Annotated in this window: 16 protein-coding genes; 11 read left to right on the top strand and 5 right to left on the bottom strand. The window is 74.3% G+C overall.

The window, feature by feature from the left end; translation table 11 throughout:
- Nucleotides 1–91: 91 nt before the first annotated feature.
- The gene (locus tag GA0074704_RS23475; protein ID WP_088973920.1) at nt 92–1501 is read right to left on the bottom strand and encodes an HNH endonuclease signature motif containing protein; all 1410 of its coding nucleotides are present in this window, start codon (nt 1499–1501) and stop codon (nt 92–94) included.
- A 238-nt stretch (nt 1502–1739) separates the two neighbouring features.
- Between GA0074704_RS23475 and GA0074704_RS23470 the strand changes: the two genes are divergently transcribed.
- Complete coding sequence (locus tag GA0074704_RS23470) at nt 1740–2183, top strand: VOC family protein (RefSeq protein ID WP_088972498.1); 444 nt, start codon at nt 1740–1742, stop codon at nt 2181–2183.
- A gap of 197 nt (nt 2184–2380) precedes the next feature.
- Here the strand turns inward: GA0074704_RS23470 and panB are convergent, their stop codons facing one another.
- Nucleotides 2381–3226, bottom strand: a complete 846-nt coding sequence (panB, locus tag GA0074704_RS23465; protein ID WP_088972497.1) for a 3-methyl-2-oxobutanoate hydroxymethyltransferase — start codon at nt 3224–3226, stop codon at nt 2381–2383.
- Nucleotides 3227–3346: 120 nt separating this feature from the next.
- Nucleotides 3347–5104, bottom strand: coding sequence for an NAD+ synthase (locus GA0074704_RS23460; protein WP_088972496.1), 1758 nt, complete (start codon nt 5102–5104; stop codon nt 3347–3349).
- Nucleotides 5105–5273: 169 nt separating this feature from the next.
- Between GA0074704_RS23460 and glnA the strand changes: the two genes are divergently transcribed.
- From glnA to GA0074704_RS23435, 5 genes are all read left to right on the top strand, one after another.
- A complete protein-coding gene (gene glnA / locus GA0074704_RS23455; RefSeq protein WP_088972495.1) occupies nt 5274–6623 on the top strand; it encodes a type I glutamate--ammonia ligase in 1350 nt (449 codons plus the stop codon).
- 81 nt (nt 6624–6704) lie between these two features.
- The gene (locus tag GA0074704_RS23450) at nt 6705–7130 is read left to right on the top strand and encodes a DUF350 domain-containing protein (protein ID WP_088973919.1); all 426 of its coding nucleotides are present in this window, start codon (nt 6705–6707) and stop codon (nt 7128–7130) included.
- A 32-nt stretch (nt 7131–7162) separates the two neighbouring features.
- Entirely contained in the window at nt 7163–7855 is a 693-nt protein-coding gene (locus tag GA0074704_RS23445) for a helix-turn-helix transcriptional regulator (RefSeq protein WP_088972494.1), read from the top strand.
- A 226-nt stretch (nt 7856–8081) separates the two neighbouring features.
- A complete protein-coding gene (locus GA0074704_RS23440) occupies nt 8082–8453 on the top strand; it encodes a VOC family protein (protein ID WP_088972493.1) in 372 nt (123 codons plus the stop codon).
- 261 nt (nt 8454–8714) lie between these two features.
- The gene (locus GA0074704_RS23435) at nt 8715–11732 is read left to right on the top strand and encodes a carbohydrate binding domain-containing protein (RefSeq protein ID WP_088972492.1); all 3018 of its coding nucleotides are present in this window, start codon (nt 8715–8717) and stop codon (nt 11730–11732) included.
- A gap of 107 nt (nt 11733–11839) precedes the next feature.
- Here GA0074704_RS23435 and GA0074704_RS23430 read toward each other — a convergent pair whose 3' ends face one another.
- Nucleotides 11840–12304: a hypothetical protein gene (locus GA0074704_RS23430; protein ID WP_088972491.1), complete on the bottom strand. Its 465-nt coding sequence runs from the start codon at nt 12302–12304 to the stop codon at nt 11840–11842.
- 174 nt (nt 12305–12478) lie between these two features.
- Between GA0074704_RS23430 and GA0074704_RS23425 the strand changes: the two genes are divergently transcribed.
- On the top strand, nt 12479–13357 hold the full coding sequence (locus GA0074704_RS23425) for a Vgb family protein (RefSeq protein ID WP_088972490.1): 879 nt from the start codon (nt 12479–12481) through the stop codon (nt 13355–13357).
- 190 nt (nt 13358–13547) lie between these two features.
- Here the strand turns inward: GA0074704_RS23425 and GA0074704_RS23420 are convergent, their stop codons facing one another.
- Nucleotides 13548–14423 (bottom strand): S66 peptidase family protein, encoded by an 876-nt coding sequence (locus GA0074704_RS23420; RefSeq protein WP_088973918.1) that lies wholly within the window; start codon nt 14421–14423, stop codon nt 13548–13550.
- Nucleotides 14424–14549: 126 nt separating this feature from the next.
- On the opposite strand from GA0074704_RS23420, the gene GA0074704_RS23415 reads away from it, so the two are divergent.
- From GA0074704_RS23415 to mptB, 4 genes are read left to right on the top strand one after another with little or no spacing between them, the layout of a single operon-like run.
- Nucleotides 14550–15317 carry a type 1 glutamine amidotransferase gene (locus GA0074704_RS23415; RefSeq protein WP_088972489.1) on the top strand — a complete coding sequence of 256 codons (768 nt, stop codon included), beginning with the start codon at nt 14550–14552 and terminating at the stop codon, nt 15315–15317.
- Between the two features lie 4 nt (nt 15318–15321).
- On the top strand, nt 15322–18327 hold the full coding sequence (locus GA0074704_RS23410) for a bifunctional [glutamine synthetase] adenylyltransferase/[glutamine synthetase]-adenylyl-L-tyrosine phosphorylase (protein WP_088972488.1): 3006 nt from the start codon (nt 15322–15324) through the stop codon (nt 18325–18327).
- The gene (locus GA0074704_RS23405; RefSeq protein WP_172880741.1) at nt 18320–19933 is read left to right on the top strand and encodes a hypothetical protein; all 1614 of its coding nucleotides are present in this window, start codon (nt 18320–18322) and stop codon (nt 19931–19933) included. Before GA0074704_RS23410 ends, GA0074704_RS23405 begins: the two co-directional genes overlap by 8 nt.
- Complete coding sequence (gene mptB / locus GA0074704_RS23400; RefSeq protein WP_088972487.1) at nt 19927–21372, top strand: polyprenol phosphomannose-dependent alpha 1,6 mannosyltransferase MptB; 1446 nt, start codon at nt 19927–19929, stop codon at nt 21370–21372. Before GA0074704_RS23405 ends, mptB begins: the two co-directional genes overlap by 7 nt.
- Nucleotides 21373–21420: the final 48 nt, after the last annotated feature.

Below are 21420 nucleotides of genomic sequence, written 5' to 3'. Positions count from 1 at the left end.
TGCGGGGTCGGCGGTGCGGGGTCGGCGGTGCGGGATCGGCGGCGTGGGATCGGCGGCGTGGGATCGGCGGTGCGGGGTCGGCGGAACCCGGTCACGGTGGCCGGGAGCGAGCCGTTGGTTGGCCGGGTGGCCGTCCGGCAGTGACCAGCCGGGGCCTGCTCGTCCGGGTCGGAGCGGTGGTGGCGGTGACCGTCCGGACCGGGCGGCCGGGGAAGGTGAGGGCGGAGGTCGTGTTCGTGGGGGCCGCGGCTGCCCAGGCGTGCCGGTGGTGGTTGCGACGGGGCTGCTGCTGCGGATCGAGCCAGGCGGGCGGGACGAACTCCGGATGGCCGTCGGGGGCGAGCCGGACCTGCCAGCCGTGGTGGTGCACCTGACGGTGATGGTGCCGGCAGAGCAGGACCGAATTGGTCAGGGTGGTGGCGCCGCCCTCCGCCCAGTGCCGGATGTGGTGGCCCTCGCACCAGCGGGGCGGGCGGTCGCAGCCGGGAAAGACGCAGCCACGGTCGCGCAGGACCAGCGCCCGGCGCAGCGGTCCGGTCACGACCCGGCGCTGTCGTCCGACGTCCAGCACCTGACCGGCCCCGCCCAGCACGGCGGGGAGGACGGCGGCGTCGCAGGCCAGTCGGCGTACCGTCTCCGGGGTCAACGTGGCGCCGGTGTCGAGCAGGCCGGGGCCGAGCCGGCCGGTGAGCGCGTCGTACGACGTGGTGACGACGAGTTGCGCGGCGTCGCCGCCGTGGTCGGGCAGCCCGCCGGTGCGCAGCGCGAGCCGGCAGACCGCTGCGAGCGCGTCGTGCCGGCGTTGCCCGGGGGAGCGGGCGTCGTCCGGACCGGCCGGCGCGGTCAGCGGCTCGATCGCCGCGCGCAGCAGACCCGCCGTTTCGCCGTCCAGGCTGCCGGTGAGCCGGAAGCGGCCGTCGCGCAGGTCAGAGACGGTGAGGTGCCGGTCGCGGGCCGCCCGGGCGGTTTCGGCCTCCAGCGCCCTCGCGGCCGCCGCATCGGCGACCTCCGGCGCGACGTGGTCGAGGATCCGGGTGCCGAGAGATCGGAGCACCACCGGATCGAACTGCCCGGCCCACTCCACGAGCAGGCCGGTGGCGCGGTCGGCCGCCTCGGGGCCGGCCTCCGCCCGCACCACATCCACGGTCTCGGCGATCACCTGGGCCTGCGCGGTGTCGACCCGCCCGTCCGCCAGCGCGGCACGGATCTCGGGCGGCCCGTCGTGGAGCCTGGTGGCGAGACCGAGCAGGCGGCGGGCTGCCGGAACGGAGAGCCGCAGCCGGTCACGCAGCCAGACCGCCGTCGACGACGCGCCCTGCGCGACCGCGGTGCCGCGGCCGTCGACCTCGCGCAGCAGCGCGAGCTGCAGGGCGGCGAGGCGCTGGCCGAGGGCGTGCACCGCGTCGACGGCGTCGACGAGTTCCGCCTCGGGCAGCGCCCAGACGGCCGCGTCCAGGCCCGACCCCAGCGCAGCGTCGGCCCGCGCCAGCTCCTCCATCACGTACGCCACGTTAGAACAGGCGTACGACAATTCCGGGTGCACCCTCACGCGACGGGACGGCGGTCGGCGGCAGCTGCCGCGAGGCTACGGCCGCTGACGACCTAGCTGCGGTGTCGCCCCTTCGTTGCGGCCGGTACCGCCGTCAGCCTGGGGTGACAGGCGGCACCTCGACCGCGGGGCGGCGTCGGGTCGTCAGGCGGGACGCGTTGATGTCGTACCCCTGGAACAGAATCACCGAATGGAGTGGCAGCTGGTGATCGATTGTCGGGAGCCGTCGAGGCTCGTCGCGTTCTGGGCGCAGGCGCTGCGCTACCGGCCGCAACCGCCGCCGGACGGGCATCCCACCTGGCGGGAGTGGTATCTGGCGCACGGTGTACCCGCCGAGGAACTGGGCGCGGGCGACTGCGCGGACCGGCTGGAGGACCCGACCGGGGCGGGACCGCGAATCTGGTTCCAGCCGGTCCCGGAGGCCAAGTCGCTGAAGAACCGGCTGCACATCGATCTCAAGGTCGGCGGGGGTCGGGGTGTGCCGCTGACCGAGCGGCGGGGGCGGGTCAACGCCGAGGTGGACCGGCTGATCCCGCTCGGCGCCACGGTTCTCGGCACCATGGACGACCCGGAGAACGGCCACTACGCCGTGCAGCTCAGCGACCCGGAGGGTAACGAGTTCTGCGTGGTCTGACCCCGGTAGCCGCGCGACCGATCGCGGGCGCCGGGACTCTGACACCCCAAGCGGGCCGGGGGGCCGGCGGGGCAGCGGGGCAGCGTGAGCGGGCTGGGGGCTGGGGCAGCGGGGCAGCGCGGGCGGGCCGGAGGTCGGGGGAAGCGCGGGCGGGAGGGCCGCTGCCGCACTGATGGGCGGCGGCCCTCCCGGACCCGTCAGAAGGTGTGCTCGGCGGCCGGGAACTCGCCGCCGCGTACCTCGTCGGCGAAGCGCCGGGTCGCCTCGGCGAGCGTGCCGGCCAGGTCGGCGTAGCGCTTGACGAAGCGCGGGGCCTTGCCGGTACGCAGCCCGGCCATGTCCTGCCAGACCAGCACCTGGGCGTCGGTGTCCGGGCCGGCGCCGATGCCGACGGTCGGGATGGGCAGCTCGGCGGTGATCCGCTTGGCCACCTCGCCCGGCACCATCTCCAGCACCACGGCGAAGGCGCCCGCCTCGGCCACCGCCCGGGCGTCGGCGATCACGTCGTCGGCGGCGTCGCCGCGCCCCTGGACGCGGTAGCCGCCGATGGCGTGCTCGCTCTGCGGGGTGAAGCCGATGTGCGCCATCACCGGGATGCCGGCGCCGGTGATGGCGGCGATCTGTTCGGCGCAGCGCCGGCCGCCCTCCAGCTTCACCGCGTGGCAGCCGCCCTCCTTCATGAACCGGACGGCGGTACGCAGCGCCTGCGTCGGCCCCTCCTCGTACGAGCCGAAGGGCAGGTCGCCGACGATCAGCGCCTGCTTCGTGGCGCGTACGACGGCGCGGACCAGGGGCAGCAGCTCCTCGGCGGTGACCGGCACGGTGGTCTCGTAGCCGAAGACGTTGTTCGCCGCGGAGTCGCCCACCAGCAGCGCGGGGATGCCGGCCGCGTCGAAGATCCCGGCGGTGTACTGGTCGTACGAGGTGAGCATCGACCAGCGCTCACCGCGCTCCTTGGCGGCGATCAGGTCGCGGGTGCGGACCCGTCGGGTGGCCGGCCCGCCGTACAGGGCGGTCACCTCGGTGGGGGTGGATTCCACCATCACTGTCTCCCTTCCTCGAGGCCGCGTACGCGGTCCCCGGGTTGCTGTCGCGATCGTCGCACCGCGGGACCGGCCGAGGGCAGGTCGGAGTGGAGGATTTCACTCCTCCGCGACGGCCCGTCAGCCGTGCTCGCGCCAGCGGTTGGTGATCGGCAGCCGGCGGTCCCGGCCGAACGCCTTGATCGAGATCTTGGTGCCGGGGGCGGACTGGCGACGCTTGTACTCGGCCAGGTCGACCATCCGCAGCACCTTGTCCACCACCGCCGGGTCGTGCCCGGAGGCGATCAGCCCGTCCCGGCCCAGGTCACCGTCGACGTAGCCGATCAGGATCGGGTCGAGGACGTCGTACTCGGGGAGGGTGTCGCTGTCGAGCTGGCCGGGGCTCAGCTCCGCCGACGGCGGCTTGCCGATCGAGTTCTCCGGGATGGGCGGGGTCTGGCCGCGGCGTTCGGCGTCCGCGTTGCGCCACTTCGCCAGCCGCCACACCAGCGTCTTCCAGACGTCCTTGATCGGGTTGTAGCCGCCCACCGAGTCGCCGTAGAGGGTGGAGTAGCCGACCGCCAGCTCGCTCTTGTTGCCGGTGGTGAGGACCAGGTGGCCCTCCTGGTTCGACAGCGCCATCAGGATCACCCCGCGTACCCGGGCCTGGAGGTTCTCCACCGCCACCCCGGAGAGCGACAGGTTGGCCAGGAAGCCGTCCACCATCGGTTGGATCGGCTCGATCCGGTAGTCCAGCCCGGTGCGCTTGGCCAGCTCCGCCGCGTCGGAGCGGGAGTGCTCGGAGGAGTGCTGACTGGGCAGCGACACCCCGACCACCCGGTCCGGGCCGAGGGCGTCCACCGCCAGCGCCGCCACCAGCGCCGAGTCGATGCCGCCGGAGAGGCCCAGCACCACCGACGGGAACCGGTTCTTGTCGACGTAGTCGCGCAGCCCGGTCACCAGCGCGTGCCACACCTCCGCCTCGTCGGCGACCGGCTCGATCACCCCGCCGGCCGCCGCCGGGCCCGCCGGGGCCGGCGGCAGGGATCCGACGGTACGCCGGACCAGCCGCATCCCGTCGGCCAGCTCGCCCGGGTCGGTCGGCTCGCCGGCGGCCGGCAGCGGCACGTCGTGCACCAGCAGGTGCTCGACGAACTGCGGGGCCCGGGCGAGCAGGGTGCCGTCCGCGGCGACGATCATCGAGTCGCCGTCGTAGACCAGCTCGTCCTGGCCGCCGACCATGTTGACGTACGCGATGGTGGCCCCGGCCTCGGCGGCCCGCCGGCGGACCAGCGGCAGCCGGACGTCGTCCTTGTTCAGTTCGTAGGGCGAGCCGTTGATGGTGAGCACCAGCCCGACGCCGGCCTGCCGGGCCACCGCGAACGGCCCGCCGGCCTGCCACAGGTCCTCGCAGATGGTCAGCGCGACGTCCACCTCGCCGATCCGGACCACGGTCAGCGTGTCGCCCGGCACGAAGTAGCGATCCTCGTCGAAGACCCCGTAGTTCGGCAGGTGGTGCTTGAAGTAGGTGGCCACCACGGCGCCCCGGTGCAGCAGGGCGGCGGCGTTGCGGGCGCCGTGCCCCGGCTGGGCGTCGACGCTGACCTGCGGCGGCCCGTCGGCGTCCAGGTAGCCCACCAGCACCGGCAGCTCGCCGAGGCCGTCGCCGGCCAGGTCGGCGGCGAGCCGGTCCAGGGCGGCCTTCGACGCGGCGACGAAGGACCGCCGGAAGACCATGTCCTCCACCGGGTAGCCGGTGAGCATCAGCTCGGGGAATCCGACCAGCTGGGCGCCGGCGTCGGCGGCCCGCCGGGTCCACCGCCGGACCAGGTCGGCGTTGCCGTCCAGATCGCCTACGGTCGGGTTGACCTGGGACAGGGCGAGGCGCAGCGTGGGCATGTCCTCATCTTGCCCCAGCGGCCCGCGCCGGGCCGGCAGAGGTGGGACACGGCGGGCCGACGGGCGCGGGGTCGCGTAACGTCGGCGTAACGAGGTCGATGGACACTGGGCGGTCAGGTGCGTGGCCGGTCCGACCGGTGGCTTGGAAACAGTGTCGCGAGGGGTTGTTGTGGACCGTCAGCAGGAGTTCGTCCTCCGCACGCTGGAAGAACGGGACATCCGTTTCGTCCGGCTGTGGTTCACCGACGTGCTCGGCACGCTCAAGAGCGTGTCGGTCGCGCCCGCGGAGCTGGAGGCCGCCTTCGAGGAGGGCATCGGCTTCGACGGCTCCGCGATCGAGGGCTTCGCCCGGGTCTTCGAATCCGACATGGTGGCCATGCCCGACCCGACCACCTTCCAGGTCTTCCCGTTCGAGGGTGGGGTCAGCGGCGAGAGCGCCCGGATGTTCTGCGACATCCTGCTCCCCGACGGCGGCCCCTCCTGGGCCGACCCGCGGCACGTGCTGCGCCGCGCGCTGTCCCGGGCAGCCGAGAAGGGGTTCACCTTCTACACCCACCCGGAGATCGAGTTCTTCCTGCTGGAGAACGGCCCGCAGGACGGCTCGGTGCCGATCCCGGTGGACACCGGCGGCTACTTCGAGCACACCACCCACGCGGTGGCCCGGGACTTCCGCCGGCAGGCGGTGCTGTCGCTGGAGCGGATCGGCATCTCGGTGGAGTTCAGCCACCACGAGGTCGCCCCCGGGCAGCAGGAGATCGACCTGCGCTACGCCGACGCGCTGACCACCGCCGACAACATCATGACCTTCCGGCACGTGGTCAAGGAGGTGGCGCTCTCCACCGGCGTGCAGGCCAGCTTCATGCCGAAGCCCTTCACCGACCAGCCGGGCAGCGGCATGCACACCCACCTGTCGCTGTTCGAGGGGGAGCGCAACGCGTTCCACGACGCCGGTGACCCGATGAAGCTCTCCAAGGTGGCCAAGTCGTTCATCGCCGGCCTGCTGATGCACGCCCGGGAGTACACCGCGGTCACCAACCAGTGGGTGAACTCCTACAAGCGGCTCTTCCCGCAGGCGCTGCCGGACCGGATCACCGAGAGCCCGGCGTACGTCTGCTGGGGTCACCTGAACCGCTCCGCGCTGGTCCGCGTCCCGGCGTACGGCAAGCCCAACTCGGCCCGGGTCGAGGTCCGCTCGCTGGACTCGGCGGCCAACCCCTACCTCGCCTTCGCGGTCATGCTCGGCGCCGGCCTCAAGGGCATCGAGGAGGGCTACGAGCTGCCCCCGGGCGCCGAGGACGACGTCTGGTCGCTGAGCAGCGCCGAGCGTCGCGCGATGGGCTACGAGGCGCTCCCGGAGAACCTCTCCGAGGCGATCGACGTGATGGCCGGCTCCGAGCTGGTCGCCGAGGTGCTCGGCGAGCACGTCTTCGACTTCTTCCTGCGGAACAAGCGGGCCGAGTGGGAGCAGTACCGCCGCGAGGTCACCCCGTACGAGCGGCAGCACTACCTCTCGCTCTAGATCACACTGCCCTCCGGCCGCTATCGTCTCGATCACCGCGCCGGCACTCCGGTCGGCCGGTGGCGGTCGGGAGGCGTGCCGGTGCTGGAGGATCTGCTCAGCGGGGCCTGGCAGAGCGTGGTGTTCGGGATCGTCGGGGTGGGGCTGATGGCGGCCGGCTTCGGCCTGGTCGACCTGCTCACCCCGGGCCGGCTGCGGGAGCTGATCTGGGTGCAGCGCAACGGCAACGCCGCGCTGCTGCTCGCCGCGAACCAGCTCGGCATCGCCGGGATCGTCTTCACCGCGATCCTGACCAGCTACGACTCGTTCGGCAAGGGGCTCGCCTCCACGGTGGTCTTCGGGCTGATCGGGCTGCTGATCATGGCGCTGGCCTTCTTCGTGCTGGACCTGCTCACCCCGGGCAAGCTCGGCGAGGTGATCTGCGCCGACCAGCCGCACCCGGCCGCCCGGGTCAGCGCCGCGACCCACTTCGGCGCGGCGCTGATCGTCTGCGCCTGCATCGCCTGAGGGCTGTCGTACCTGGGGCCTAGCCTGCGGGGGTGAACCGGACGGACCGTCTCTACGCCCTGGTCGAGGAGCTGCGGGCGGTCTCGCCCCGGCCGCGCAGCGCGACCTGGCTGGCCCGGCGCTTCGAGGTGAGCACCCGCACCATCGAGCGGGACGTCGGCGCGTTGCAGGCCGCCGGGGTGCCGATCTGGGCCGAGCCGGGCCGCACCGGCGGTTACGCGGTCGACCGGGCGCACACCCTGCCGCCGGTCAACCTGACCGCCGGTGAGGCGGTGGCGATGGCGGTGGGCCTGCACCGGCTGCGCGGCACCCCCTTCGCGGCGGCCGCCGGGGCGGCGCTGCGCAAGCTGGTCGCGGTGATGCCGGCCGCCGACGCGGCCGAGGCGCACCGGCTCGCCGGCCGGGTGCACCTGATCGGCGACGGGCCGGCCGCGCCCGTCCCGGCGCTCGTCGCCGGCGCGGTCACCGCGCGGCGCGTGCTGCGCCTCGGGTACGCGGACCGCGCGGGAGTGGTCTCGACCCGGGACGTGGAGCCACTGGGTTACCTCGGCAACGCCCGGCACTGGTACCTGGTGGCCTGGTGCCGGTTGCGGGGCGGGCCGCGCTGCTTCCGCACCGACCGGATCGTCTCGGTGCGCCCGCTGGCCGAGCGGGTGACGCGGGAGCTGAGCCTGGACGAGCTGGACATCCCGCGTGAGCGGGTGCGGGCGTTGAGCCTGATCTGAGGGTCGGCGGCTCGGGTTGGGCTGACCCGGGCGCCGGCGCTGCGGGCGAGGGAGCTGATCGGCGCGCCGGTGGCGCGGGCGGCTGATCCGGGCGCCGGTTGCGCCGGCTCCGGTGCGGGCGCGGCGAACCAATCCGGAAACGCCGACAGGACGGTGTCGGGGACGTCGCCGAGGCTGACTCCTGGCAGGCGCCGGCCACCCCGGCCGGCGCGCTTGAGGAGGCAGCATGTCCGGCATTCCGGTGACCTGGTTCGAGATCGGCTCGGACCGGCCCGACGAGACGCAGGGCTTCTACGCCGACCTGTTCGGTTGGACGTTCGAGGAGCAGGGGCCGCCCGGTGGGTCGTACCGGCAGACGGTGGCCGGCGGGGAGCGGGGGATCGGCGGGGCGATCCGGGCCACGGAGGGGGACGCGGCGAACTACGCGATCTTCTACGCCGAGGTGACCGACGTGGCGGAGATCTGCCGGCGGGCCGAGGCGGCCGGTGGGAAGGTGCTCGTCCCGGCGCGTACCACGCCGAGCGGGCTGACCCTGGCCCAGCTGCTCGACCCGACCGGCAACCGGCTCGGCGTCTTCACCCCGCCCGCCCCGGCCTGATCGGTCGACGGGTCTTCCGGGCGCGATCGCCGGACCCCGGCGAACGCGCCCGGACCACCGGGTACATGCCTCGGAAGGTATTTCCGCAGGTGCAAGCTCTTCCATGGGCCAGCGGCACCGATGCGCACTTTTGTCGATTGTGAAGCCCTGGTTTCCGAGGATTGAAGCTGGTAACTTCCTGGCACCGCAAGCCGCAATTTCTTGCAATGCCTTCAGGTTCTTGCGCCCGCGGGGTGGGCGCGGGCAGTCAGGAGAGCCACCATGAGGCGTACCACGACCAGCTTCCGTCGCCGGTGGGGCGCCCTCGCGCTCGCTGCCGGCCTCACCGCGGGCCTGCTGCCGTTCACGGCTGCGGCCGCCGCCAACACGGTCACCGTCTACTACCAACCGCCCACCGCCTGGGGCAGCTCCGTCAACATCCACTACGGCGTCGACGGCGCGGCCTGGACCCCGGTCCCCGGCGTCGCCATGGACACCGCCTGCGCCGGCTGGCGGCGGCGCACCATCGACCTCGGCGCGGCCACCGGCCTCCAGGCCGTCTTCACCAACGGCACGGGCGTCTGGGACAACAACAACGGCGCCAACTACCGGCTCGGCGCCGGCACGGTGACCGTCGCCGCCGGGAAGGTCGGCAGCGGCGACCCCTGCGCCACCGGCACCCCGTCGCCGACCCCCAGCCCGTCACCCACGGCCGGGCCGGGCAACACCGCCGAGGTCTTCTACCACCTCACCCCGCGTGGCTGGAACGCCGCGAACGTCCACTACCGGCCGAACGGCGGCACCTGGACCACGGCGCCGGGGGTGGCCATGACGGTGGCCTGCGCCGGCTGGGCGCGCCGGGTCGTCGACCTCGGCGTCGCCGGTGGGCTGACCGCCGCCTTCAACGACACCGCCGGCAACTGGGACAACAACAACGGCGCCGACTACACCGTGGGCGTCGGGCGGAGCACCGTCGACGGCGGCCGGGTCACCGCGAACGCCGCCGACCCGTGCACGCCGGTCAGCCCCGACACCACCGCACCGTCCGTCCCGGGCGGGCTGACCGCGAAGGCCGACGGGCTCGCCGTGACGTTGACCTGGACGGCGTCCGCCGACGACCGGGGCGTCACCGGGTACGAGCTGACCCGTACCGGCGGCACCGGCGGGAGCACCACCGTCACCAGCACCACCACCTCGTACCTCGCCTACGACCTGGCACCGGGCACGGCGTACACCTGGACGGTGCGCGCACTCGACGCGGCCGGCAACCGGTCGGCGGCGAGCGCGCCGGCGACCGCGACCACCGGCAGCGCGCCGGCCGGCGGTACGCCACTGGGCGGCGACCCCCGCGAGGACAGCATCTACTTCGTGATGACGGCGCGCTTCGCCGACGGGGACACCACCAACGACCGGGGCGGCAGCCAGCACGTGCGCTCGGGCAACGCGGCAAACGACGACCCGATGTTCCGGGGCGACTTCAAGGGGCTGGTCGACAAGCTCGACTACATCAAGGGGCTGGGCTTCTCCGCCATCTGGATCACCCCGGTGGTGCTCAACCGCTCCGACTACGACTACCACGGTTACCACGGCTGGGACTTCTACCGGGTCGACCCCCGGCTGGAGAGCCCGGGCGCGTCCTACCAGGACCTGATCAACGCGGCGCACGCCAAGGGCATCAAGATCTTCCAGGACGTGGTCTACAACCACAGCTCCCGCTGGGGTGCCAAGGGCCTCTTCGTGCCCACCGTCCACGGCACCCGTGACGAGCAGTGGAAGTGGTACTACGACCAACCCCAGGCCGGCCGGGAGTACGACCCGCTGGTCGAGGCCACCGGCACCGACCCGGCGCTCACCCCGGCGCAGAACGCGCTGGCGAAGGGGCGTCCCTACAACGGCGACCTGTGGTCGTCGGCCGCCCCGACGGGCAACCGGTGCCTGAACTGGGGCACCCCGACCGGAGGGCGCAGCGCCGAGGGCTACACCCTCTACAACTGCCAGTGGCCCACCCCGACCAGCAAGCTCTTCCCCGCCGACCTGTACCACCAGTGCTGGATCGGCAACTGGGAGGGCGAGGACGCGCGCAGCTGCTGGCTGCACGAGGACCTGGCCGACTTCAACACCGAGAACCCGACCGTGCAGCGGTACCTGATCGACGCGTACAACCGGTACATCGACATGGGGGTGGACGGCTTCCGGATCGACACCGCCGTGCACATCCCCCGGGTCACCTGGAACCGGCGGTTCCTGCCCGCCATCCGGCAGCACGCGGTCAGCAGGTTCGGTGAGAAGGGCCGGGACTTCTACGTCTTCGGCGAGGTCGCCGCCTTCGTCAACGACAAGTGGAACCGGGGTTCGGTGAACCACTCCGCGCAGTTCTTCACCTGGAACGAGCGCAAGGAGTACAGCCCGGACGACGTCAAGGCCGCGATCGAGCAGTACGACTACGAGTCTCTGCTCGGCCCCAACGGCCAGCCGACCACCGACAACGCGTTCCTGCGCGGCAACGACTACCACGCCCCGGACCACGCGAAGGCCTCCGGCATGAACGTCATCGACATGCGGATGCACATGAACTTCGGCGACGCCACGAACGCCTTCCTCAACGGCAAGGACTCCGACGACAGCTACAACGACGCCACCTACAACGCCGTCTACGTCGACAGCCACGACTACGGCCCGAACAAGTCCGCCACCCGGTACGCGGGCGGCACCGCGGCCTGGGCGGAGAACATGAGCCTGATGTGGACGTTCCGCGGCATCCCGACGCTCTACTACGGCTCGGAGATCGAGTTCCAGAAGGGCGCCCGGATCGACTGCGGGCCGACCTGCCCGCTGGCCACCACCGGCCGCGCCTACTACGGCGGGCACCTGGCCGGCAGCGTCACCGCCACCGACTTCGGGGTGGTCGGCTCGGCCAGCGGCGAGGTGGCCACCACGCTGAGCCAGCCGCTGGTCAGGCACGTGCAACGGCTCAACCGGATCCGCCGGGCCATCCCGGCCCTGCAGAAGGGGCAGTACTCGACCGAGGGGATCAGCGGCAGCATCATGGCGTACAAGCGGCGGTTCACCGCCGGCACGGTGGACAGCTTCGCCCTGGTCACCGTCTCCGGCGGCGCCACGTTCAGCGGGATACCGAACGGCACCTACACCGACGCCGTCACCGGGGATGTGAGGACGGTCACCAACGGCAGTCTCACCGCCTCGGTCAGCGGCACCGGCAACCTGCGGGTCTACGTGCTCGACCTGCCCGGCAACCCGGCACCGGGAAAGATCGGCACGGACGGGCCGTACCTGCGCTGATGGCGGTGCTCACCGGGCAGGCCGGCCCGGTGAGCAGGCCGACGTGCGGCATGTCGCGGTCCCAGGAGGGCGGGAACCGCGACATGCCGCACGAGTCACGCGCCGGGTCAGCGCATGTGGTGACCGCGGAAGCCCATGCCGCCGCCGGGGAAGACCCCGGACTCGACGGCCTTGGTGATCGCGTCGGCCTGCTCCTGGGTGAGCTTGCCGTCCTTGACCGCCTGGTCCAGCCGCTGCTTGAGCATGGCCTGCCGGTCCTCGGCGGACGGGCGCTGCGGCCGGTCGGCCTCGTGCTCCGCGCGCAGCTTCTCCAGCGCGGTGGTCACCTTCTCGATCGGTACGCCCAGCTCCTTGGCCAGCGCCTCGGCGAACTCGGCCTGCCGGTCGGCCCGCTGCTGCTGCCGGTCGGTCCCCTGGTCGTCGGTGCCGCCCTGGTCGGCGCTGCTGCTGGCGCTCGGCGTCGGGGCGGCGCTGTCCTCCGCGAACGCGGGGGCGGCGGCGATCCCCACGCCGAGTACCCCGGCGGCGGCCAGGCCGGCCAGCAGGTGCTTCTTCGACATCGTGCGGGACATCAGTCCTCCGGTCGGTTTCGGGGTGGTGCTGCGATTACCTCACCGACAGTGACCGGTCGAGCTGGGCGGCACCCGTGGCGACCCTATGAGCCAGCTGGCAGTTCCACCGGAATCACGTTGCGCCCGTGGACGGGGGAGCGCAGGGTGGGCCCGTTGCCGGAGAGGGGAGACCGCGTGGCACGGATCCGGGAGATCGAGCTGACCGGGGCGGGCTCGGGGCCGTACGGGATCACCGTCGGCCCGGACGGCGCGCTCTGGGTGACCCTGTCCGGCGGTGGCGGGACTGCCCGGGTCGGGTTGGACGGCGACGTCCGGGAGCACCGCACGGACCCGGCGGAGAGCCGGCCACTGGTCATCACCAGCGGGCCGGACGGTGCGCTCCGGTGCACCCGCTCCGGCGACGACCGGCTGGGCCGGGTCACCACCGACGGCGTCGCCGGCGCGGTGCCGCTCCCGGCGGGCAGCGGCCCGTGCGGGCTCGTCGCCGGCCCCGACGACACCCTCTGGTACGCCGCGATGAACCGCGACGCCGTCGGCCGGGTCACCCTCGACGGGCAGGTGACCGAGTTCCCGCTGCCGGTCGACGGGGCCTTCCCGTCGATGCTGGCGCTCGGCCCGGACGGGGCGGTGTGGTGCACGCTCAACCGGGCCAACGCGATCGCCCGGATCGACCCGGCCGGGCGGGTACGCCTGCACGCCCTGCCCACCGACGCCGCCGGCCCGGTCGGGATCACCGCCGGCGGCGACGGCGCGCTCTGGTTCGTGGAGATCCTCGCCGGGCAGCTCGGCCGGATCACCGTCGACGGGGAGGTCACCGAGTTCCCGCTGCCGGACCGGGCCGCCCGTCCACACGCGATCGTGGCCGACCCGGCGGGCGGTTGCTGGTTCACCGAGTGGGGCGCCAACCGGATCGGCCACGTCGACGCGGGCGGCCGGATCACCGGTCACGACCTGCCCACCGCGGCCTCCGAGCCACACGGGATCGCCGTCGCGCCCGACGGGAGCGTCTGCGCGGCCCTGGAGACCGGCGCGCTCGCCGTCCTCACCGTCTGACCTGTCCCGGGGTTGGCACGCCAGCCGGGCAGGGAGCCGGCGGGGCCGCCCTCGAACAGGGCGACCCGCCGGCTGCGTCAGGGTCGGAGAGCGCGGCTCAGGTGCAGGTGGGGAACTGGACCGTACCGACGGTTTTTCGCCTTTTCTGTGGTTCTGCGAGGTCAGTGCCGGATCGTGCCCGGGCGGGTGGTCAGCGCACCGCCGGCGCGACGGTCAACGTGCCCGCGTCCGCGTCCAGCACCGCCGGGGTGCCGACCGGGACGGTGAGCTGCCCCGGCCCGTGGCCGATCGGCAGGCCGCCCAGCACCGGCACCCCGAGGTCGCCCAGCCGGTCGGTCAGCACGTCGACGATCGTGGTGTCCCAGCCGTCCGCGCAGTCGGTGAACTGGCCCACCGCCACCCCGGCCAGGCCGGCCAGCGCGCCCGCGCGGCGCAGGTGGGTGAGCATCCGGTCGACCTTGTACGGCGGCTCCTGCACCTCCTCGACCAGCAGCACCGCACCGGTCAGGTCCGGCATGTCCGGGGTGCCGACCGAGGCGGTGATCAGGCACAGGTTGCCGCCGAGCAGCGGTCCCTCGGCCCGGCCCGGCACCCGGACGGCGTACGTCTCCTCGGCGGCGGTCGCGGCGACCGTCACCGGCTCGGTGGTCATCAGCGCGGCGTGCATCGACTCCACCGAGGCCAGCGGCAGCCGCTCGTCCCGCCACGCCGCGCCCGGCCCGTGCACGCCCGCCAGCCGGGCGCCCCGCCAGAGCGCGAACTGCAGGGCGGTGATGTCGGAGAACCCGGCCACCACCTTCGGGTCGCGGCGCACCGCCGCCAGGTCGAGCAGGTCCACCACCCGCTGCGCGCCGTAGCCGCCCCGGGTGCAGATCACCCCGCGGATCTCCGGGTCGGCGAACGCGGCGTTCAGGTCCGCGGCCCGCAGCGCGTCGTCCCCGGCCAGGTAACCCCGCCGGGCGTACGCGTTGGGCCCCAGCACCGGCCGCAGTCCCCAGCCGGTGAGCAGCTCCACGCCCCGGGCCACCAGCTCGGGGGTGGTCGGACCGGAGGGGGATACCAGCATCACCTGGTCGCCGGGACGCAGGACGGGCGGGCGCAGCGCGGAGGTGGTCACGACGACCGAGCCTAACGGGACGGCCGGGCCGAGCCGTTCCCAGCCGACGTGGGCGTACCCGTTAGCCTCGACGGCGTGGCAACCGCGCTGGTGATCGAGAACGACCCGACCGACGACCTCCGCCGGCTGGGCGAGTGGCTCGCCGAGGGCGGCCTGGAACTGTCCGTGCTCAGGCCGCACGCCGGCGAGGACCTCCCCGCCGACCTCGACGGGTACGCCGCGCTGGTGGTGCTCGGCGGTGACCAGCAGGCGTACCCGCTGCCCGACGGGACACCCGGCGCGCCCTGGTTCCCGGCGCTGGAGGGGCTGCTGCGCAAGGCCGTCCGGCACCGGGTGCCCACCCTCGGCGTCTGCCTCGGCGCGCAACTGCTGGCCACCGCGCACGCCGGGCAGGTCGAGCGCAGTCCGTCCGGCCCCGAGGTCGGCCCGGCCGTGGTCGGCAAGCGGGACGCCGCCGAGGGTGACCCGCTGTTCAAGTACGTGCCGTTGATCCCCGACGTGCTCCAGTGGCACTCCGACGAGATCACCGAGCTGCCCCGGGGCGCCACCCTGCTGGCCGCCTCCACCCGCTACCCGCACCAGGCGTTCCGCCTCGGCGACCGGGCCTGGGGCCTGCAGTTCCACATCGAGTGCGACACCGCGATGATCGCCGAGTGGGCCCGCGACTCGGAGCTGCTGGCCGAGCTGGGCTACGACGAGGAGCTGGTGGTGGCCGCCTGCGACCGGGTGCTCGCCGACGTGGAGGAGGTCTGGCAGCCGTTCGCCGTCCGGTTCGCCGCCCTGGCCATGGGTGAGCTGGGCGACGACGTCAACCGGCCGAGCCTGCCCCTGCTCGGGCACTGAGGCGATGACCAGACCGGCCAGGGGACGTCTCGCCCGGTACGGCTTCGCCGAGGGCGACGGTGGGGTCCGCGCCGCCGACCTGCTCGGCCCGGACGGCCTGGCGCTGTGGCGCGCGCAGGAGCAGGAGCCCGCCGGTGAGCGGGCCGCCGAGCTGCTCGCCGCGCTCTCCCGGGCCGCCGACCCGGACCTGGCGCTGCGCCAGCTGCACCGGCTGGTGGAGGCCGAACGCCGGGACACCGGCGGGTCGACGGTGCTGGACGCGCTGCACGACGACCCGGGGCTGCGCCGCCGGCTGGTCGCCGTGCTGGGCGCCTCGTCGGCCCTCGGTGACCACCTGGTCGCGAACCCGGAACAGTGGCCGGTGCTGAACACCGCCGCCGACGGGTTGGCCCCCACCGCCGACGGGCGGCTGGACCTGGACCTGGCCGGCCGGCTGACCGCGTCGACGCAACCGGTGGCGGTGCTGCGGCAGGCGTACCGGCTGGCGCTGCTGCGGATCGCCGCGGCCGACCTGACCGGTGGGCGGGGACTCGAACAGACCATGGCGGCGCTCTCCGCGCTGGCCGACGCCACCCTCGCCGCGGCGTACCGGATCGCGGTGGCGGAGCTGCCCGACGGTACGCCCGAGCCGGCGCTGGCCGTGGTGGCGATGGGCAAGTGCGGCGGCGACGAGCTGAACTACGTCTCCGACGTCGACGTGATCTTCGTGGCGGCCGACGACGCCGACCTGGCCGTCGCCACCACGGTCGCCGCCCGGCTGATCGGGGTCTGCGGGCTGGTCGCCTGGCCGGTCGACGCCGCGCTGCGCCCGGAGGGCAACCGGGGTCCGCTGGTCCGCACCCTGGCCAGCCACCTGGCGTACTACCGCCGCTGGGCCCGCACCTGGGAGTTCCAGGCCCTGCTCAAGGCCCGCCCGGCCGCCGGTGACCTGGCGCTGGCCGGCGAGTGGATCACCTCGCTGGCCCCGCTGGTCTGGACCGCCGCCGAGCGCCCGGAGGCGGTCCAGGACGTCCGGTCGATGCGCCGCAAGATCATCGAGAACATCCCGGCCAAGGAGCTGGACCGCGAGATCAAGCGCGGCTCCGGCGGCCTGCGCGACATCGAGTTCGCGGTCCAGCTGCTGCAACTGGTACACGGTCGCGGCGACGAGTCGCTGCGGGTGCCGGGCACCATCCCCGCGCTGCGCGCCCTGGTCGCCGGCGGCTACGTCGGCCGCGCCGACGGCGAGGCGCTGCTGCGCGGCTACCGTTTCCTGCGCGCCGTCGAGCACCGGCTGCAACTCCAGGGCCTGCGCCGCACCCACACCGTGCCGACCGAGCCGGCCGCGCTGCGCTGGCTGGCCGCCGCGCTCGGCTACCAGGCCGCGCCGGGCCGCAGCGCCGTCGAGGAGTTCCGCGCCGAGTGGGTCACCCACGCCAGCGAGGTACGCCGGCTGCACGCCAAGCTGCTCTACCGACCCCTGCTGGAGTCGGTGGCCCGGGTCCCCGCCGACGGGCTGCGCCTCACCCCCGAGGCGGCCCGCAACCGGCTCAAGACCCTCGGCTTCGCCGACCCCGCCGGGGCGCTGCGCCACCTCCAGGCCCTCACCGGCGGGGTCAGCCGCACCGCCGCCATCCAGCGCACCCTGCTGCCGGTGCTGCTGTCGGAGTTCGCCGACGCCCCCGAACCCGACCGTGGCCTGCTGAACTACCGGCAGGTCTCCGACTCCCTCGGCAGCACCCCCTGGTACCTGCGGCTGCTGCGCGACGAGGGCCCGGTGGCCCGCCGGCTGGCCCGGGTCCTCTCCTCCTCCCGGTACGCGGCCGACCTGCTGGCCCGCGAGCCGGAGGCGCTGCGGCTGCTCGCCGACGACAGCGAGCTGACCCCGCGCGGCCCGGCGGTGCTCTGCGACGGCTTCACCGCGGCCGCCGCCCGGCACACCGACCCCGTGCAGGCCACCCGGGCGGTCCGCGCGCTGCGCCGCCGGGAACTGGTCCGGCTCTCCTGCGCCGACCTGCTCAGCCGCGCCGGTGGCCTGGCCCCCCGCCCCGAACGCGGCTCGACGGCCGCCCCGCTGGCCGACGTCACCACCGTCGGCACCGCCCTGGCCGCCGTCACCGACGCCACCCTCACCGCCGCGCTGCGCATCGCCCGGACCGCCCACCCGGAGCTGCCCGGACTGCGGTTCGCGATCATCGGGATGGGCCGGCTCGGCGGGTACGAGTCCAACTACCTCTCCGACGCCGACGTGCTCTTCGTCTACGACCCGCCGCCCGACGGCAACGACAGCCAGGCCAGCGCCGCCGCGCACGCGATCGCCGAGGAGCTGCGGCGCCTGCTCGGCATGCCCGCCCCGGACCCGGCGCTCGGCGTGGACGCCGACCTGCGTCCCGAGGGCCGGCAGGGACCGCTGGTCCGCAGCCTCGCCGCCTACCAGCAGTACTACGCCCGCTGGTCGAAGGTGTGGGAGGCGCAGGCGCTGCTGCGCGCCCGGTTCGTCTGCGGCGACGCCGACCTGGGCGACCGGTTCGAGGAGATGGTCGCCCCGGTCCGCTGGCCCGCCGACGGGCTGACCCGCGAGCAGGTCGTGGAGATCCGCCGGATCAAGGCCCGGGTGGAGACCGAACGGCTGCCCCGGGGCGCCGACCCGGCCACCCACACCAAGCTGGGCCGGGGCGGCCTGTCCGACGTCGAGTGGGCGGTGCAGCTGCTCCAGCTCCGGCACGCAGGCGACCAGCCGGCGCTGCGCGGGACGCGTACCCTCGACGGGCTGGACGCCGCCCGCGACGCCGGCCTGGTCGACGCGGACGACGCCGCGGCGATGGCCGCGGGCTGGACCCTCGCGGCGCAGGCCCGCAACGCGCTGATGCTGGTCCGCGGCCGGGCCGGCGACCAGCTGCCCCGGCACGGTGTCGAGCTGGCCGGGGTGGCCCGGCTGCTCGGCCGGGACGACCCGGGAGAGTTCCTCGACGAGTACCTGCGCACCGCCCGGCGTTCCCGCACCGCGATGGAGCGGGTGCTGGATGCCTGAGCGCCCACCCGCCGCCCCGGCCGTCGCCGCCGGGGTGTCCGCGGCGGTCGCCGTGCTGCTCGGCGTCGCGTTCCTGCTCGCCGGTCCGATGGGCACCGACCTGGCCGCCCAGGTGGCCCGCGCCGACTTCGCCGACCGGTACGGCGCCACCCCGATCGACCTGGGCTGGTACGGCGGGGTGAACCAGTTCGGCTACAGCCTCTTCACCGGCGCGCTCGGCGCCCTGGTCGGCGTACGCCCGTTGGGGATGACCGCCGCCGTGGCCGGCGCCGCGGCGTTCGGCTGGCTGCTGGCCGTCCACCGGGCCCGCCGGCCGCTCACCGGCGGGGTGCTCGGCGCGGTGGTGCTGGTCGGCAACCTGGTCAGCGGTCGGGTCACCTTCGCCGTCGGTCTGGCGTTCGGGCTGGCCGCCCTCTGCGCCGTGTCGGCGTCCCGCCCGCCGCGCCCGGCCCGGCTGGTCCTCGCCGCGCTGCTCGCCGCCCTGGCCACCTGGGCCAGCCCGGTCGCCGGGCTGTTCACCGGGCTGGCCGGCGCGGCGCTGCTCCTGGCCGGCCTGCGCCGTGGCCCCGGACCCGGCCGGCCGCTGCTCGGCGGCTGGCGGCTGGACCGCCCGGCCGCCGAGAGTCTGGTCCTCTGCCTCGCCCCGGCCGTGGCGCTGGCCCCGATGGCGGTGCTCTTCGGCAACGGCGGCACCCAGCCGTACGCCCCGGAGTCGATGCGGCTCAACGTGGCACTCGCCGCGCTGGTGTTCTTCGTGCTGCCCCGGCGCCGGTGGGCGCTGCGGATCGGTGCGGCGCTCACCGCCCTGCTGGTGGTCGCCGCGTTCTACCTGCCCAGCCCGATCGGTTCCAACGCGATCCGGCTGTCGCTGCTGTTCGCCGTGCCGGTCGTCGCCGCGTTCGCCGCGCTGCCCTCGGCCTGGCTGGCCGCCCTGCTCGCGGCAATGGTCTGGTGGCAGAACCCGGTGATGACCAACGACCTGGGCCGGGCCGGTTCCGCCGAGGCCGACGCCGGGTTCTACCGCCCGCTCGCCGACGAGCTGGCCCGCCGGCAGCCGGCCGGCCGGGTCGAGGTGGTGCCGCTGCGCGACCACTGGGAGTCGGCGTACCTGCCGCCGACCGTGCCGCTGGCCCGGGGCTGGGAACGGCAGGTCGACACCGACCGCAACGCGCTCTTCTACGAAGGCGAGCTGACCGCCGACCGCTACGAACGGTGGCTGCGCCGCGAGGCGGTCGGCTACGTGGCGATCGCCCCCGACAGCGTGCCCGACCGGTACGGTCGGGCCGAGGCGGACCTGGTCGAGGCCGGCCAGCCGTACCTGCGCGAGGTGTGGCGCGACGACACCTGGCGGCTGTACGCGGTGACCGACCCGACGCCGCTGGTCGGCGCCCCGGGCCGGCTGGTCGCCGCCGACCGGTCCACGGTCCGGCTCACCGTGCCGAGCCCCGGCGACGTGCCGGTGCGGATCCGCTGGAACCGCTGGCTCACCCTCACCGGCCCCGACGGCTGCCTCGCCCCCGGCGCGGACGGCTTCACCACGCTCCGGGCCGCCGCCCCGGGCGACTACCGGGTGTCGAGTTCCCTGCGGCCGAACGGGAGATGCTGACCGTGGACCAACCGCGCCTGACCCGCTGGACGGGTCTCGCCGGATCGTTGCTGCTCGCCCTGGCCGCCTGGCTGGGCGGGGCGCTGCGCGACTCGCCGCTGCGCACCAACCCGGTGAAGATCTGGCAGGGCCCGAACGGCCCGCTGGTGATCGTGCTCTGGCTGGTCGGCACCGCCCTGCTGGCCTGGGCCTGGTGGCGGCTGCGCGACGCCGTGCCGTCCACCCGCTGGGCGCTGCTCACCATCGGGCTCTGGCTGCTGCCGATGCTGCTCGCCGCACCGTTCGGCAGCCGCGACGTCTACGCGTACGCCTGCCAGGGGGCCAGCTACGGCGCCGGGATCAGCCCGTACGAGCAGGGTGTCTCCGCGCTGCCCTGCCCGTGGCTGGACACCATCTCCTACATCTGGCGGGACACCCCGGCGCCGTACGGGCCGCTCTTCGTGGTGATCGCCGGGGCGGTGGTGAAGGCGACCGGGTCGCTGACCGCGGCGATCGTGCTGTTCCGGGTGATGGCCCTGGCCGGGGTGGTGCTGACCGCGTACGCCCTGCCGGTGCTGGCCCGGCGCTGCGGCGTGCCCCCGCAGCGGGCGCTCTGGCTGGCGCTGGCCTGCCCGCTGGTCGTCATGCACGTGGTCGGTGGCCCGCACAACGACGGCCTGATGGTGGGCGTGCTGGTCGCCGGGCTGGCCGTGGTGGCGAGCCGGCCGGGCCGGCGCTGGGCGCTGCTCGGCGGGGGTGTGCTGCTCGGGCTGGCCTGCGCGATCAAGATGACCGCAGTGGTGGTGGTGCCGTTCGCCGCCCTGGCGGCGGTCGCCGGGCCGGTGACCCTCCGGTCGCTGATCCGGGACGGCTGGCCGGTGGTGGTCGGCGCGGTCGGGACCGTGGTCGGGGTGACGTACGCGGCCGGGCTGGACTTCGGCTGGGTCGGCGGGCTCTCCGAGGGTGGGGTGGCCATCGCCTGGACCTCACCGCCGACCGCCGTGGGCCAGACCGTCGGCATGGTGGCCCGGCTCTTCGGCGCGCACATCGACGCGCTGCCGGTGACCCGGGGCATCGCCGTGGTGCTGCTCGCGGTGCTGCTGGTGCTGCTCTGGTTCCGGGCGCTGCGCCGGCCCGACCCGCTCCACCAGGCCGGGATCGCGCTGGTGCTGACCGTGGTGCTCTCGCCGGTGGTGCACCCCTGGTACTGGGTCTGGCCGCTGACCGTGCTCGCCGCCACCGCCCCGGTCCGGCAGCGGTGGTACCTGGTGGTCGCGCTGGTCGCGTCGTTCCTGATCCTGCCGGACGGCACCGGGCTGGCCCGCTACACCAAGATGCCCGGTGCGCCGCTGATGACGGCTTTGCTGATCTGGGTGGTCGTCCGATTGGTACGGTCGGCTCGGGCGGACCGCCGGCCCGACCCGACACCAACGGAGCCCGCCGCCGGCCGCCCCGCCTAGCCGCCGGGCCCGGCCTGGCCGCCGGGTCCCGCCGAGCGAGGAGGGGCC

This window comes from Micromonospora siamensis (assembly GCF_900090305.1).
GTDB lineage: Bacteria > Actinomycetota > Actinomycetes > Mycobacteriales > Micromonosporaceae > Micromonospora > Micromonospora siamensis.
Note: the sequence above shows the minus strand (reverse complement) of the source record. Positions and strands in the feature narration are given on the sequence as shown.